This window comes from Streptomyces sp. DH10, from assembly GCF_029813805.1.
Taxonomy (GTDB): Bacteria; Actinomycetota; Actinomycetes; order Streptomycetales; family Streptomycetaceae; genus Streptomyces; species Streptomyces coeruleofuscus.
The window spans coordinates 357,531-371,532 of the sequence record NZ_JARVKU010000004.1 but is presented as its reverse complement, the minus strand read 5'-3'; the positions used below and the strand labels follow the sequence as shown (position 1 = coordinate 371,532).

General features: G+C 72.9%; 16 protein-coding genes. 9 read left to right on the top strand and 7 right to left on the bottom strand.

The annotated features are described in order from the left end of the window. The first annotated feature begins 252 nt into the window (after positions 1-252). Together QC385_RS11180 and QC385_RS11175 are read left to right on the top strand one after the other, a co-directional pair. Entirely contained in the window at positions 253-1,113 is an 861-nt protein-coding gene (locus QC385_RS11180) for a metallophosphoesterase family protein (RefSeq protein ID WP_279541104.1), read from the top strand. Beyond that, positions 1,110-1,787, top strand: a complete 678-nt coding sequence (locus QC385_RS11175) for a 4'-phosphopantetheinyl transferase family protein (RefSeq protein ID WP_279541103.1) — start codon at positions 1,110-1,112, stop codon at positions 1,785-1,787. The genes QC385_RS11180 and QC385_RS11175 overlap by 4 nt, the downstream gene beginning before the upstream one ends. Before the next feature lie 631 nt (positions 1,788-2,418). On the opposite strand, the gene QC385_RS11170 is transcribed toward QC385_RS11175, so the two are convergent. The 3 genes from QC385_RS11170 to QC385_RS11160 all read right to left on the bottom strand — a co-directional run bounded on the left by QC385_RS11170 (position 2,419) and on the right by QC385_RS11160 (position 4,040). Beyond that, complete coding sequence (locus tag QC385_RS11170) at positions 2,419-2,661, bottom strand: hypothetical protein (protein ID WP_279541102.1); 243 nt, start codon at positions 2,659-2,661, stop codon at positions 2,419-2,421. Between the two features lie 156 nt (positions 2,662-2,817). Beyond that, a complete protein-coding gene (locus tag QC385_RS11165) occupies positions 2,818-3,348 on the bottom strand; it encodes a toxin-antitoxin system, toxin component (RefSeq protein WP_086847644.1) in 531 nt (176 codons plus the stop codon). Between the two features lie 32 nt (positions 3,349-3,380). Continuing rightward, positions 3,381-4,040, bottom strand: a complete 660-nt coding sequence (locus tag QC385_RS11160) for a helix-turn-helix domain-containing protein (protein ID WP_279541101.1) — start codon at positions 4,038-4,040, stop codon at positions 3,381-3,383. Positions 4,041-4,278: 238 nt separating this feature from the next. Here QC385_RS11160 and QC385_RS11155 point away from each other — a divergent pair, with 238 nt between their 5' ends. The 7 genes from QC385_RS11155 (at position 4,279) to QC385_RS11125 (ending at position 10,588) form a co-directional block, all read left to right on the top strand. Beyond that, positions 4,279-4,938, top strand: coding sequence for an MmyB family transcriptional regulator (locus QC385_RS11155; RefSeq protein WP_279541100.1), 660 nt, complete (start codon positions 4,279-4,281; stop codon positions 4,936-4,938). Positions 4,939-5,035: 97 nt separating this feature from the next. Then, on the top strand, positions 5,036-6,190 hold the full coding sequence (locus QC385_RS11150; RefSeq protein ID WP_279541099.1) for an NAD(P)/FAD-dependent oxidoreductase: 1,155 nt from the start codon (positions 5,036-5,038) through the stop codon (positions 6,188-6,190). Further along, on the top strand, positions 6,187-6,531 hold the full coding sequence (locus tag QC385_RS11145) for a (2Fe-2S)-binding protein (RefSeq protein WP_279541098.1): 345 nt from the start codon (positions 6,187-6,189) through the stop codon (positions 6,529-6,531). The genes QC385_RS11150 and QC385_RS11145 overlap by 4 nt, the downstream gene beginning before the upstream one ends. Then, positions 6,521-7,885, top strand: coding sequence for an NAD(P)/FAD-dependent oxidoreductase (locus tag QC385_RS11140; RefSeq protein WP_279541097.1), 1,365 nt, complete (start codon positions 6,521-6,523; stop codon positions 7,883-7,885). The genes QC385_RS11145 and QC385_RS11140 overlap by 11 nt, the downstream gene beginning before the upstream one ends. After that, a complete protein-coding gene (locus QC385_RS11135) occupies positions 7,882-8,772 on the top strand; it encodes a dihydrodipicolinate synthase family protein (protein WP_279541096.1) in 891 nt (296 codons plus the stop codon). The genes QC385_RS11140 and QC385_RS11135 overlap by 4 nt, the downstream gene beginning before the upstream one ends. 5 nt (positions 8,773-8,777) lie before the next feature. Next, complete coding sequence (locus QC385_RS11130) at positions 8,778-9,779, top strand: proline racemase family protein (RefSeq protein ID WP_279541095.1); 1,002 nt, start codon at positions 8,778-8,780, stop codon at positions 9,777-9,779. A gap of 38 nt (positions 9,780-9,817) precedes the next feature. After that, positions 9,818-10,588, top strand: coding sequence for a GntR family transcriptional regulator (locus QC385_RS11125; protein WP_279541094.1), 771 nt, complete (start codon positions 9,818-9,820; stop codon positions 10,586-10,588). On the opposite strand, the gene QC385_RS11120 is transcribed toward QC385_RS11125, so the two are convergent. From QC385_RS11120 to QC385_RS11105, 4 genes are read right to left on the bottom strand one after another with little or no spacing between them, the layout of a single operon-like run. Beyond that, positions 10,585-11,364, bottom strand: coding sequence for an ABC transporter ATP-binding protein (locus tag QC385_RS11120; RefSeq protein WP_279541093.1), 780 nt, complete (start codon positions 11,362-11,364; stop codon positions 10,585-10,587). The two genes, QC385_RS11125 and QC385_RS11120, sit on opposite strands and share 4 nt — an antisense overlap. Before the next feature lie 20 nt (positions 11,365-11,384). Next, on the bottom strand, positions 11,385-12,164 hold the full coding sequence (locus QC385_RS11115; RefSeq protein WP_279541092.1) for an ABC transporter permease: 780 nt from the start codon (positions 12,162-12,164) through the stop codon (positions 11,385-11,387). After that, a complete protein-coding gene (locus QC385_RS11110; RefSeq protein WP_279541091.1) occupies positions 12,161-12,934 on the bottom strand; it encodes an ABC transporter permease in 774 nt (257 codons plus the stop codon). The genes QC385_RS11115 and QC385_RS11110 overlap by 4 nt, the downstream gene beginning before the upstream one ends. A 13-nt stretch (positions 12,935-12,947) precedes the next feature. Further along, complete coding sequence (locus QC385_RS11105) at positions 12,948-13,922, bottom strand: ABC transporter substrate-binding protein (protein ID WP_279541090.1); 975 nt, start codon at positions 13,920-13,922, stop codon at positions 12,948-12,950. Positions 13,923-14,002: the final 80 nt, after the last annotated feature.

Genomic DNA, 14,002 nt, shown 5'->3' with positions numbered 1-14,002 from the left:
GCCTTTCACGGTTCGCGGGCAGGGCTCAGCAGCCCGTGCCCGGGCAGGTTGAATGGAGGAACACCAAACCGTCCCTGCGAGGGAAGTTTTCAGCGGTGGTGTTGGGCCAGATCATACGGCTTCGGCGGGCCGACTCGTGCAACGCGCGGGTTACGGATTCACGACCATGATCGTCCGGCCGCTCTTGTCCCCCCGCCCGCGGATGTGATCTCGTGGTGGCGTTCGCGTTCGGGCGTGCGGAGGGGGCGAGGGGTGACGTCGACGGCCGGTGGCGCCGCACAACTGCTGGCCATCAGCGATCTGCACGTCGGCTACCGGGAGAACCGCGCCCTGGTCGAGCGGATGCGGCCCGGGACGGACGACGACTGGCTGCTCGTGGCCGGGGACGTCGCCGAGACCGTGGCCGACGTCCGCTGGACCCTCAAGACGCTCGCCGGCCGCTTCCGCAAGGTCGTGTGGGTGCCCGGGAACCACGAGCTGTGGACCCATCCGAGCGACCCCGTCACCCTGCGCGGCGTCGCCCGGTACGACCATCTGGTCGAGCTGTGCCGGGACCTCGGCGTGACGACACCGGAGGACCCCTACCCCGTCTGGGACGGGCCCGGCGGCCCCGTGGCGGTCGCCCCGCTTTTCCTGCTGTACGACTACTCGTTCCTGCCGGCCGGGTGCGCGACCAAGGAGCAGGGCCTGGAGTACGCCCAGGGCACGGGGATCGTGTGCACCGACGAGTACCTGCTGCACCCCGACCCGTACCCGAGCCGGGAGGCCTGGTGCCGGGCACGGGTCGCCGAGACCGAACGCAGGCTCGCCGAGCTGCCCGAAGACCTGCCCGTGATCCCCGTCAACCACTACCCGCTGCACCGCCACCCGATGGACGTGCTGTGGCACCCCGAGTTCGCCATGTGGTGCGGCACCGGCCTGACCGCCGACTGGCACCGCAGGTTCCGTGTCCACACGATGGTCTACGGCCATCTGCACATCCCGCGCACCACCTGGCACGAGGGCGTGCGCTTCGAGGAGGTGTCGGTGGGCTACCCCCGCGAGTGGCGCAAACGGTCCGGGGAGCCGGGGCGGCTGCGGCGCATCCTGCCGGGGGAGGGGGAGGAGCGGTGATCGGGGAACTGCTGCCGCAGACCGTCGTCACGGTGGAGGCGTACGGCAACGAGGGCGCGGACGCCCCGCTGTACCCCGAGGAGGCGGCGCTCGTGGCCCGGGCGGTCGCCAAGCGGCGCCGGGAGTTCGCCGTCGTCCGCTCTTGTGCCCGCCGTGCCATGGAGAAGCTCGGCGTGCCGCCGCAGCCGATCCTGCCCGGGGAACGCGGCGCCCCGCGCTGGCCGGCCGGCCTGGCCGGCAGCATGACGCACTGCGACGGCTACTGCGCCGCCGCCCTGGTCCGTGCCACCGACCTCGCTTCCCTCGGCATCGACGCCGAGGCCCACGGGCCGCTGCCCGAGGGCGTCCTGCCCGCCGTGGCCCTCCCGGCCGAGGCCGAGCGCCTGCGGCGGCTGGCCGCACAGCGCCCCGACATCCACTGGGACCGGCTGCTGTTCAGCGCGAAGGAGTCCGTCTACAAGGCGTGGTTCCCCCTCACCGGCAAGTGGCTGGACTTCACGGAGGCCGACATCGAGATCTCGGCCGACCCCGGCGAACAGCCGCGCGGCACCTTCCGTGCCACGCTCCTCGTCCCCGGCCCACGGGTCGGCGACCGCCGCCTCGGCCATTTCGACGGCCACTGGACCGCCGACCGGGGCCTGGTCGCGACGGCGGTCGCGGTACCGCACGACTGAGACAGCCGTGCGGGCGCGGGCCTGCGGGTCTGCGGGTCTGCGGGCCCTCGCTCGATGCAGGCCCCGGCTGTCGGCTGTCGGCTGTCGGCTGTCGGCTGCCGGTTCGGGTCCCGTTGTCGGTAGCCGGGGGCCGTGTTACCGGCTACCGGTTCAGGGTCCCGCTTCCGGCTGTTGCCTCGCGGGTGTCCGCTACCGGCAGGCGGTTTCCATGCCGCGCTACTGGCCGTCGGCGCACGGACCGAGCCTCCGGCTATCGGCTCGGGGTCCCACTACCGGCTCTAGGTTCAGTGGGACCGCGCTACCGGCCATCGGCTCGGGGCCCTGCTGCCGGTCGCGGCTCGGGGCCTTGTTACCGCTCCCAACTCCAGGCCGCGCCACCGCCCCGGCCCCGGGCTGCGCCGCCGGTCGGGCCTCAAGCCGCGCCACCGCCCCGGCTGCAAGCCGCGTCACCGCCCCGGCTCCAAGCCGCGTCACCGCCCCGGCTTCAAAGCCGTGCCACCGCCCCAGCCCCGGGCTGCGCCGCCGGTCGGGCCTCAAGCCGCGCCACCGCCCCGGCTCCAAGCCGTGCCACCGCCCCGGCTCCAAGCCGTGCCACCGGTGATCGGCCCGGGCCCCGCTGCCCGCCGTCGGCTCAGGGTCCCGGCTCCGGGCACCAGTTCTGGAGCAGGTGGAAGAACGCCTCCTCGTTGCCGGTCAGGCCCGCTCGTTCGAGGGCCTCTTCCGCCTCGGCGAGGACGCCGGGCGGGACGACCGGGGGGCGGTGGGAGGCGCGGGGGCCCGTCTCCAGGTCGAAGGCGGCCCGGACGGTGTGCAGCAGCCGCAGATAGGCCTGGACGGCGGTGCGTTCGCGGTCGGTCAGTACGGCGGTGGGCATCGGTCGGCTCTCCCCGTGTCGGAGTCGTCGGTCACGCCCCGCACACAAGGGGCGCACCTCCAGCTTGCCGCCCACCACTGACAATCCGGCCCGGCAGCCCGTCGGTTCGCCCGCTCGGCGGAGGGGAAAGCATGGCCGCGACCTGGGCACCGCCTGTCAGCCCTGCGGCCCCGGATACCCCAGCGACGCCTCGATCCGTCCCGCCAGATGGTCCCGCTGCACCGGCCCACGCGACGACGAACCCGCCAGCCACGCCCGGCACTTGCTGGCGAGCAGCAGGCCGAAGCTCTCGGCCTCCTTCTCGTCGTCGAGGTCGAAGCGGGTGCGCGCGGCGACCTTGTGCACCGTCGCCTGGAGGTCGGCGTCGTCGTGGAGCAGCCGGGCCGCGACGGCGGCGCCCTCGACGTGGTGGGAGCAGTGCCCCGCCTTCATGTGCCACAGCTCGTGCCCCAGGATCACCAACTGGTGGTCGGGAGCCGTGCGTTCCTCGATCACGACGAGGTCCTGCTCGGCCATGTCGAGCCACAGCCCGCTCGCGGTCCCGGGCGGGAAGGCGGCCGTGCGGAAGTGGACGGGGCGGCCCCGGCGTCTGCTCATGGCGTCGCACAGCGCGGCGTACAGCTCGTCGGGCCGCGCCGGCGCGGGGAGCGTCAGCTCCGCGACCAGCTCACCGCACAGGCGGCGCATTTCCTTACCGATGCCCACAGTTCTCCCCACGGTCACGACTCGGGCCGCTTGACGCTCTCCAGGAGCATGTCCAGCCACTCCGCCACCTTGTCGCGGTGCTGGTCGGTGGGCAGCTGTGCGGCCCGCCAGGCGATGCCGCGCACGCCGTGGTCCTGCAACAGCCGCTCCAGCGGGTCGTCGGCCGCCGCGGCGGCCTCCCGCTCGCGGTCGGCGAGCTTCTGGAGCAGTTCCTGCTCGGTGTGCTGGAGGGCGCTCACCAGCGCCTCGGGGTCCTCGGCCGTGAGGAAACCGGCATGCACCCGGAAGAACCGCTGGAGGGCGTCGCAGTGCTCCATGGTCGGCCGCCGGTCGCCGTTGATGAGGGCACCGGCCTGCTGCCGGGACATGCCCGCTCCGTCGGCGATCTCCTGCTGGGTGTACTTGCGGCCGTTGGGCTTGAGCCGGGTCCGGCGCAGCAGGTCCAGGCGCTGGAGGAAGCGGGCCTGTACATCGGGTTCACCCGCCGGCCTGCCGCAGAGCAAGGCCTTGACCACGGGCTCCGGGACCCCGGAGGCGACGGACAGCCGGCCGATGTCGAAGACCTCGGCGTGCGGCACCCCGAGCCGGTCGGCGAGCGCGGTGACACGGGAGACGACGGCCGCCAGCACGGCCGTCGGCGTGGCGCCCGGACCTTCGACGAAGCCACCCGTCACCGACAGATCTCCTACGTCTCTCACAGGCTTCTCACAAGTGGATGCCGTGACCTACCCCCGCGTTAACTTCCCGGAGCGTAGCGGGTGGTTCGAACTCACATCCAGGTCTCGCCACAACTGTGGCCAATTTCAGCCGTCAACAGGCATAAAATGCCACGATAGTTGACACGCCTCAACTCGGGGCAGCAGGATCGGGGCGCCGCGTCAAGGCCGCACAGGCAAGAGGGGTGACCTCCCGATGGCATATCAGGCAGGAGGGCAGCGGCCGGCACCGCGGCCCGTCCCCGAGACTTCCGATGTCCAGGCCTACCTGGGGGACTACGCCGGGCTTCTGGAAGCCGTCTCCTTCCCTTCGCTCGTCGTCGACCACTGCTGGGACGTGGTGCTGGCCAACAGCGCCTTCCGGTCACTTTTCGGTGGCGTCGGTCCGCACCCGACGGCCATGCCGGGCGACAACTTCCTCCGGTTCGTGCTGTTCCACCCCGACGCCCCCACGGTGCTCGGCGAGCACGAGGCGAGCTGGTGCCTGCCGATGCTCGCGCACTTCGCGCGGACCGTGGAGAGCCACGGCCCCGACCACGGGCTCCAGGCCATCCGCCGCGACATCGCCCAGGACCCCATCATGGAGGCCGCCTACCGGCACGGCCTGCCGCACTGGATCCGCTCGGTCGGCGAGAGCGCCGTCGAACAGGACGGCGCCGTACGGCCGTTGCTGCACCCGGACCCGCGCTGGGGCGCCACCGACTGCCGGATCGTCGTCGAGACGTCCAGGACGCTCGAGGAGCTGGGCTGCACCCGGCTCACCTTCGCGTTGCGCGATGCCCGCCGCACCCCGTCCCGGGACCGCCGGACACGCCGTACCGCCTCCCACCTCCGGGTCGTCCCCGCGGCGGACTGAGCCCCGCCCGTTCCCCGTCGTCACGGCACCGCACCCGCCCGGGATCGCCGGCGTTCGCCCCATTCCCAGGCAATGTGGTGTGTGACATAGTACTGGCGTGAGCAAGCCGCTGACCTGCGATGTCGTGGTGGTCGGAGCCGGAGTGGTGGGCGCCGCCTGCGCCCTGTACGCGGCCCGCGCGGGCCTGGACACCGTCGTGGTCGACCGGGGCCCGGTGGCCGGCGGCACGACCGGCGCGGGGGAGGGCAACCTCCTCGTCTCCGACAAGGAACCCGGGCCCGAGCTCGACCTGGCCCTGCTGTCCGCCCGGCTGTGGGCCGAACTGGCCGAGGAGGGGCTGGGGAAGGCGGTCGAATACGAGGCCAAGGGCGGGGTCGTCGTCGCCGGCACCGGCGAGGCGCTGGCCGGGCTGGAGAGACTCGCCGCGGGGCAGCGCGCGGCCGGGGTCGAGGCGGTCCCGGTGCCGCCCGACCGGCTCCCGGACCTGGAGCCGTACCTGGCCCCCGGCCTCGCGGGCGGCGTGCACTACCCGCAGGACGCCCAGGTGATGCCCGCCCTGGCGGCGGCCCACTTGCTGCGCGCCTCGAACGCCCGGCTGCTCACCGGCCGGGAGATGACCGGAGTGCTGCGCGGCCCCGGCGGTGCGGTGCGCGGAGTGCGTACCGGCCGGGGCGACATCCACGCCCCGGCCGTCGTCAACGCGGCCGGCACCTGGGGCGGTGAGGTGGCGGCCCGTGCCGGGGTGTCGCTGCCGGTGCTGCCCCGGCGCGGCTTCGTCCTGGTCACCGAGCCGCTGCCGCCCCGTATCCGGCACAAGGTGTATGCCGCCGACTACGTGGCCGACGTCGCCAGCGACTCGGCGGCCCTCCAGACCTCCCCGGTCGTCGAGGGCACCCCCGCCGGGCCGGTCCTCATCGGCGCCAGCCGCGAACGGACCGGATTCGACCGGTCGTTGTCGCTCCCGGCGCTGCGGGCGCTGGCGGCGGGCGCGACGCGGCTCTTCCCGTTCCTCGCCGGAGTCCGGGCCATGCGGACGTACGTGGGCTTCCGGCCGTATCTGCCGGACCATCTGCCCGCGATCGGCCCCGACCCCCGGGCCCCCGGACTGCTGCACGCCTGCGGGCACGAGGGCGCGGGCATCGGTCTCGCCACCGGCACCGGGCAGTTGATCGCCCAGGCGCTGACCGGGCGGACGCCCGGTCTGGATCTCGTCCCGTTCCGGCCCGACCGCTTTCCCGAGGAGGCCGAGTGAATCCACTGGAGCTCGCGGGGGCCAGGCCCGGCCCCGCCTTCACGGTCACCTTCGACGGGCGGCCGGTCGACGCGCTGCCGGGTCAGACGGTGGCAGCCGTGCTGTGGGCGGCGGGCGTCACCTCCTGGCGCACCACCCGGGGCGAGGGCCGTCCGCGCGGGGTGTTCTGCGGGATCGGCGTCTGCTTCGACTGCCTGGTGACCGTCAACGACCGTCCCAATCAACGCGCTTGTCTGGTACCGGTGCGGCCGGGTGACGTGATCGGCACGCAGCGGGGGACGGGCCATGCGGACGTGGACCACGTGAGGGCGGACGGCGGGGGAGACGGTCATGCGGGCTGAACTCGTCGTGATCGGCGCCGGACCGGCCGGGCTGGCCGCGTCGCTGGCGGCGAGTGCGCGCGGCACCCGGGTCGTGCTCGTCGACGCGGCGACGGAGACCGGCGGGCAGTTCTACCGGCAGCCCGCCGCCGCTCTCGGGGCCGGGCGGCCCGAGGCGCTGCACCACCGGTGGCGGACCTGGGAGCGGCTGCGGGACGGCCTCGCCGCCAGTACCGTACGCGTGCTGACGGATCACCATGTGTGGTGCGTGGAGCGGACGTCCGGCGGCTTCACCGTGCACGCGCTGCTCGGCCCGGAGCAGGAGGAGCCGGCCGAGGTGCACGCCCGTGCCGTGCTCCTGGCCACCGGCGGACACGAACACGTGCTGCCCTTCCCCGGCTGGACCCTCCCGGGCGTCGTCACCGCCGGAGGCGCCCAGGCCATGCTCAAGGGCGGCCTCGTGGTGCCGGGACGGCGGGCCGTCGTGGCCGGGACCGGGCCGCTGCTGCTGCCCGTGGCGACCGGGCTCGCGGCGGCCGGTGCGGAGGTCGCCGCGCTCGTCGAGTCCACCGGCCCCGGGCGCCTGGCCCGCCACGGCCCGGCCCTGGCCGGGAAGCTCCCCGAGGGCGCCGGATACGCCGCCCGGCTGCTGCGCCACCGCGTGCCGGTCCTGGCCCGCCACACCGTCGTCCGCGCCCACGGCGACGACCGGCTGACCGGAGTCACGGTCGCCGCCCTCGACACGGCCGGACGCGTCCGGCCCGGCACCGAGCGGCAGTTGCCCTGCGACACCCTGGCCGTCGGCCACGGCATGCTCGCGCACACCGACCTGGCGGAGGGCCTCGGCTGCGGCCTGGACGGGCTCGCCGTGGCCGTCGACGCCGAGCAGCGCACGGACGTACCCGGCGTGTGGGCGGCCGGGGAGTCCACCGGCATCGGCGGCGCGGCCCTCGCCCTCGCCGAGGGGCACATCGCCGGGTGCTCCGCCGCCGCCCGCCTGCGCGGCACCACCCCCGGCCCGGCGCCCGCCGCCCTCAAGGCCCGCACCAAGCTCCGGAGTTCCGCGGCCGCCCTCGACGCCGCGTACACGCCGCCCGCGCACTGGAGCGAACAAGTCACCGACGACACCGTGGTCTGCCGCTGCGAGGAGGTCACCGCCGGTGCCGTGCGCGACGCCCTGGACCTCGGAGCGGGGGACGAGCGCACCGTGAAGCTGCTGACCCGGGCCGGAATGGGCTGGTGCCAGGGCCGGATGTGCGCCGTCGCGGTCGCGGGTCTCGCCGGCTGCGCGCCCTCCCCGTCCAGAAGGCCGTTCGCCCGTCCCGTACCGCTCGGCGTCCTCGCACGGCAACACACCCAGGAGGAACTGTCATGACCGACCACCGCCCCTGGCGCGGCGTCCTCGTGGCCACCGCGCTCCCGCTGAACGACGACCTCTCCGTGAACTACGACAAGTACGCCGAGCACTGCGCCTGGCTGGTCGAGAACGGCTGCGACGGCGTCGTGCCGAACGGCTCCCTCGGCGAGTACCAGGTGCTCACCCCCGAGGAGCGCGCCCGGGTCGTCGAGACGGCCGTCGCCGCGATCGGCGGTCAGCGCGTCATGCCCGGCGTCGCCGCGTACGGGTCCGCCGAGTCCCGGCGCTGGGCCGAGCAGGCGGGCGAGGCGGGCTGCCGGGCGGTGATGCTGCTGCCGCCGAACGCCTACCGCGCCGACGAGCGTTCCGTCCTCGCCCACTACGCCGAGGTCGCGAAGACGGGCCTGCCGGTCGTCGCGTACAACAACCCGATCGACACCAAGGTCGACCTCGTGCCCGAGCTGCTCGCCCGGCTGCACGGCGAGGGGTACATCCGGGCGGTGAAGGAGTTCTCCGGAGACGTCCGCCGGGCCTACCGCATCGCCGAGCTCGCCCCCGAACTCGACCTGCTGATCGGCGCGGACGACGTCCTGCTGGAGCTGGCCGTCGCGGGTGCGAAGGGCTGGGTGGCGGGCTACCCGAACGCGCTGCCGCAGGCCTCGGTCGAGCTGTACCACGCGGCCGTCGACGGCGACCTCGACACCGCGCGGTCCCTCTACCGGCAGCTGCATCCGCTGCTGCGGTGGGACTCGCGGGTGGAGTTCGTCCAGGCCATCAAACTGTCCATGGACCTCGTCGGCCGCCACGGCGGACCCTGCCGCCCGCCGCGCATGCCCCTGCCGCCCGAGCAGGAGGCCGCCGTCCGGGCCGCCACCGAGAAGGCCGTCGCGGCCGGATTGTCGTAGGGACCATGCGCAGCAGACTCGCCCTGCACGCCGTCGACTCGCACACCGAGGGCATGCCGACCCGCGTCATCACCGGCGGCATCGGCACCATCCCCGGCGCCACCATGAACGAGCGGCGGCTGTACTTCCGCGAACACCGCGACCACCTCAAGCAGTTGCTGATGAACGAGCCGCGCGGTCACGCCGCCATGAGCGGCGCGATCCTCCAGCCGCCGACCCGGCCCGACTGCGACTGGGGCGTCGTCTACATCGAGGTCTCCGGCTATCTGCCGATGTGCGGGCACGGCACCATCGGCGTGGTGACCGTGCTCGTCGAGACCGGCATGGTCGAGGTCGTCGAGCCGGTCACCACCATCCGGCTCGACACCCCGGCGGGCCCGGTCGTCGCCGAGGTGGCCGTGGCGGACGGGGCCGCCAAGTCGGTCACCCTCCGGAACGTGCCTTCTTTCGCCGTCGGCCTCGACCGCGAGGCCACCCTCGCCGACGGCCGGACCGTGACGTACGACCTCGCATTCGGCGGCAACTTCTACGCCATCCTGCCGCTGGAGCGGTTCGGTCTGCCCTTCGACCGGTCCCGCAAGGACGACATCCTCCGGGCCGGGCTGTCCCTCATGGCCGCCGTCAACGCCGAGGACCCGCCCGTCCATCCGGACGACCCGTCCATCCACGGCCTCCACCACGTCTACCTGGCCGCCCCTGGCTCGACCGCCCGCCACTCCCGGCACGCCATGGCCATCCACCCCGGCTGGTTCGACCGCTCGCCGTGCGGCACGGGCACCAGCGCCCGCATGGCACAGTTGCACGCGCGCGGCGAGCTCCCACTGCACACCGAGTTCGTGAACGAGTCCTTCATCGGCACCCGGTTCACCGGCAGACTGCTCGGTACCACCGAGGTGGCCGGCCGCCCGGCCGTGCTGCCCAGCTTCACCGGACGCGCCTGGATCACCGGCACCGCGCAGTACCTGCTGGACCCCGAGGACCCGTTCCCGGCGGGGTTCGTCCTGTAAGCCGCACACGTCCGACCACGAGAGGACCTCCGACCGTCATGGCCCCGCAGCCCACCCCCGCCCTGCCCGTGCTCGGCAGCAGGAAACCAAGCCACCGCGAGCGGGTCGCGGACGCGCTGCGGGCGGCCCTGATCGCCGGGGAACTGCTCCCCGGCGAGGTCTACTCGGCCCCGGGCCTCGCCGCCCGCTTCGGCGTCTCCGCCACCCCCGTGCGCGAGGCCATGCTCGACCTCGCCAAGGAAGGCCTCGTCGACACCGTGCCCAACAAGGGCTTCCGCGTCACCGCCGTCTCCGAGAAGCAGCTCGACGAGTACACCCACATCCGCGCGCTGATCGAGATCCCCACCGCGGCGGGCCTGGCCGCCACGGCCGACCCGGTGGCGCTGGAGGAACTCCGGCCGGTCGCACAGGAGATAGTCACCTCCGCCGCGGCCGGCGACCTCATCGCCTACGTCGAGGCCGACCTGCGCTTCCACCTCGGCCTGCTGGCCCTCGCCGGCAACGACCATCTCGTCGACGTCGTACGGGACCTCAGACGCCGCTCCCGGCTGTACGGCCTGACCGCGCTCGCCGAGCAGGGACGGCTGGAGGCGTCGGCGGAGGAGCACCTGGAGATCCTCGACGCACTGCTCGCCCGGGACGAGGAGGCCGTCCGGGCGGTGATGACCCGGCACCTGAGCCACGTCAGGGGCCTGTGGGCAAGCGCCCTTCAGGGGCGCGGGGCTGTGACATCTGCGGCTCCGCCGCGTGGGCGCGACCAGCCACCACAGCCCGCAGCCTCCAGACGTCAGACCGGACCGAGCTCCTAGGACGCGGCCGCCCCCTTCTTCGCGGCCTGGATCTGCTCGTACACATGAGTACGAAGCTCCGCGAAGCGCGGATCCACCCTCGTGTGCAACTGATCCCGCTCGACGGGCAGATCGACCTTCAGCTGCTCCCGGACGACGGTGGGGGAGGCCGACAGCACGATCACCCGCTCCCCGAGGTAGACGGCCTCGTCGATGTCGTGGGTGACGAACAGGATCGTGATGCGGCGCTCCCGCCACAGCCCCCGGACCAGGTCCTCCAGATCGGCCCGGGTCTGCGCGTCCACCGCCGCGAACGGCTCGTCCATCAGCAGCACTCGGGGCTCGTAGGCCAGGGCCCGGGCGATGGCGACCCGCTGCTGCATACCGCCGGACAGCTGCCAGGGATACGCCTCCGCGGCATCCGCCAGCCCCACCGACTCCAGTGCGTCGCGGACCAGTTCCCGGCGCCGGGCCTTGCTCACGTCCTTCTGCCGCAACGGAAGTCCGACGTTCTCGCCGACCCGCATCCAGGGGAAGAGGCTGCGCCCGTACTCCTGGAAGACGAACGCCATCCCGGGCGGCGGACCGCTCACCTTCCGCCCCTCCAGGAGCACTTCACCGCCGGTCGGCGCGAGCAGCCCTCCCACGCACTTCAGCAGTGTCGTCTTGCCGCAGCCCGACGGACCGACGAGACAGACGAGTTCACCGGCGCCGACGGTGAAGGTGAGGTCGCGGACCGCCTCCACCCGCCGTCCCGACCCCTCGTAGACCTTCTTCAGACCCCGTACGTCGAGCATGGACCGCCCTTTCGAGAGGCTCATGGCGATCGCCGGGCCGAGGCGCGCAGGCCGTGGTACCAGCCGAGCGCCCGCCGCTCGACCCACTGGAAGACGACCGACAGCAGGAAGCCGAGCAGACCGAGCACGAGGATGCCGGTCCACATGTCCGGGATCGCGAAGCCGCGCTGGAACTGGACGATGGTGAAGCCGAGCCCGTTGCTCGCGGCGAACATCTCGCTGATCACCATGAGGATGATGCCGATGGACAGGGCTTGGCGCAGCCCCGCGAAGATCTGCGGGCTCGCCGACCGCAGCACCAGCTTCCTGAGCCGCGCCACACCCGTGATGCCGTAGGAGCGCGCCGTCTCGGCCATCACCGGGTCCACCGCCCGCACGCCCTCGACCGTGTTGAGCAGGACGGGCCACACGCAGCCGGCCGCGATCACCGTGACCTTCATCGTGTCGCCGATCCCCGCGAACAGCATGATGACCGGCACCAGCACCGGCGGCGGCACCGCCCGCAGGAACTCCAGGACCGGCTCGCACACCGCCCGCACCCGCCGGTAGGACCCGATGACCGTACCGAGCGCCACCCCCACGACCGCCGCCAGCGCGTAACCGCCCGCCAGCCGCAGCACGCTGGGCAGTACGTCGCCCCGCAGGCGCTCCGCCGTCCACACGCCCGGGAACGCCTCCAGGATCGTCCGCAAGGGCGGCCAGTACACGTCCGTACTGCCGGCGGACGCCACCCACCAGACCGCGACCAGCAGGGCCGGCAGGGCGACGGTGAACACCAGCCGCAGCAGTGGGCGCCTCACACCGCCACCTCCCCGCGCACCGACTGGTGCCAGGCCAGCGCCCGCTGCTCCACCGAGCGCGCGCCCACGTTGATCAGCAGCCCCAGCAGGCCGGTCACCACGATCAGCGCGTACATCTCGGGCACGGCCTGCGAGGCCTGCGCCACCCCGATCCGCTTGCCCAGCCCCGGTGCCCCGATGACGAGTTCGGACGTGATGGCCAGGATCAGCGCGACCGCCGCCGCCAGCCGGACGCCGGTCATGACGTACGGCAGCGCGGTCGGCCACAGCACGTGCCGGATCCGCGCCCAGGTGCCGAGGCCGTACGACCTCGCCGTCTCGTCGGCGACGGGGTCGACGTCCTGGACGCCGTACAGGACCTGGATCAGGACCTGCCAGAACGACGCGTAGACGACGAGGAGGAGTACCGAGCGCAGTTCGGTGCCGTACAGCAGCACCGCCAGCGGGATCAGCGCGACCGAGGGGATCGGGCGCAGGAACTCGATCGTGGAGGCCGTCGCCTCGCGCAGATGCGGCACGACCGAGATCAGCACGCCCACCGCGATCCCCGCACAGGACGCGATCGCCAGGCCCAGCGCCCAGCCGGTGAGCGTGTCGCCGAGCGCCGTCCAGAAGGACGAGTCGGCCGCCTCGTCCGCGAGCGCTTCGGCGATACGGCTGGTGGGCGGGAAGTAGGCCTCCTCGACCAGGCCGAGCCGCGGCACCGCCTCACCCAGGGCGAGAAAGGCGGCGAGTCCGGCCGCACCGAGTGCGGCGTTCACGCCCCTCATGCGTCTGTGCCCCTCACGGCAGCAGCTTGTCCAGATCCGGCGTCGACTTGAACAGGCCGTCCTCCTCGCCGAGCTTCATCAGCGCTTCGATGGAGGCGCGGTTCGGCTCCGCCGGCCACTTGGGCAGGGTCACCTTCTCCAGCACCGCCGCCGGGATCTTCGTGTACGTGGTGACGATCTGGCGGGCCTCGTCCGGGTGGGCGTCGGCGTAGGCGAGGGACTCGGCGGTGGCCTTCCGGAACTTCTCGACCACGTCCGGGTTCTGCTGGGCGTACCGGGTCGAGGTGAAGTACAGCGCGACGGTGAGGTCGGGCGCCACGTCCACCAAGGGCGAGGCGATCACGCGTCCCCCCTGGCTCTTGACGGTGGCGAGGGCGGGTTCGACCACCTGGGCGGCGTCGATCTGCCCGCTGTCGAGGGCGGCCGGCATCTGGTCGAAGGCGAGCTCGACGAACTTCACCTTGTCCGGGTCGCCGCCCGCCTTGCGCACCGAGGCGCGCACGGACGTCTCGTTGATGTTCCTCAGGGTGTTGATGGCGACCCGCTTGCCCTCCAGGTCCTTCGGCGACCTGATCGGACTTTCCTTGCCCACGGTGATCGCGCTGAAGTCCTTGCCCTCGGCACCGGTCGACGCGATCGCGTTCGCGACGGCCTTGATCGGCACGTTGTTGGACTGGGCGATCATCAGCGACGTCACGTTGGAGAACCCGAACTCGAACTGACCGCTGGCCACACCGGGCACGATCGCCGCGCCGCCCTGCGCGGTGGTGAACCGCAGTTTCAGGCCCTGCTTCTCGAAGAAGCCCTTCTCCTGGCCCAGATAGAGCGGTGCCACGTCCACGATGGGAATGAGCCCGACCTCGACGGTGGTCACTTCGCCGGACGAGGCGCCCGCGTCCGAGGTGCCACCGCCGTCGGACGAGCCACAGGCCGCCGCGGTGAGCAGGACGGACACGGCCGCTAAGCGGGTGAAGAGACGACGACGCAAGACTCCTCCTGTGGGACCGGCTGTGGTTCTCCGACAGGTTGTGCGCAGACAGCACGCTTGTGCTCAGCGAGAACGTATGG

Excerpts from the sequence above, each read along its gene's own strand:
- QC385_RS11170 (WP_279541102.1), bottom strand. The coding sequence starts at position 2,661 with ATGCCCACCGCCGTACTGACCGACCGCGAACGCACCGCCGTCCAGGCC.
- QC385_RS11165 (WP_086847644.1), bottom strand. The coding sequence starts at position 3,348 with ATGCGCCGCCTGTGCGGTGAGCTGGTCGCGGAGCTGACGCTCCCCGCG.
- QC385_RS11155 (WP_279541100.1), top strand. The coding sequence starts at position 4,279 with ATGGCATATCAGGCAGGAGGGCAGCGGCCGGCACCGCGGCCCGTCCCC.
- QC385_RS11140 (WP_279541097.1), top strand. The coding sequence starts at position 6,521 with ATGCGGGCTGAACTCGTCGTGATCGGCGCCGGACCGGCCGGGCTGGCC.
- QC385_RS11135 (WP_279541096.1), top strand. The coding sequence starts at position 7,882 with ATGACCGACCACCGCCCCTGGCGCGGCGTCCTCGTGGCCACCGCGCTC.
- QC385_RS11130 (WP_279541095.1), top strand. The coding sequence starts at position 8,778 with ATGCGCAGCAGACTCGCCCTGCACGCCGTCGACTCGCACACCGAGGGC.
- QC385_RS11125 (WP_279541094.1), top strand. The coding sequence starts at position 9,818 with ATGGCCCCGCAGCCCACCCCCGCCCTGCCCGTGCTCGGCAGCAGGAAA.
- QC385_RS11120 (WP_279541093.1), bottom strand. The coding sequence starts at position 11,364 with ATGCTCGACGTACGGGGTCTGAAGAAGGTCTACGAGGGGTCGGGACGG.
- QC385_RS11110 (WP_279541091.1), bottom strand. The coding sequence starts at position 12,934 with ATGAGGGGCGTGAACGCCGCACTCGGTGCGGCCGGACTCGCCGCCTTT.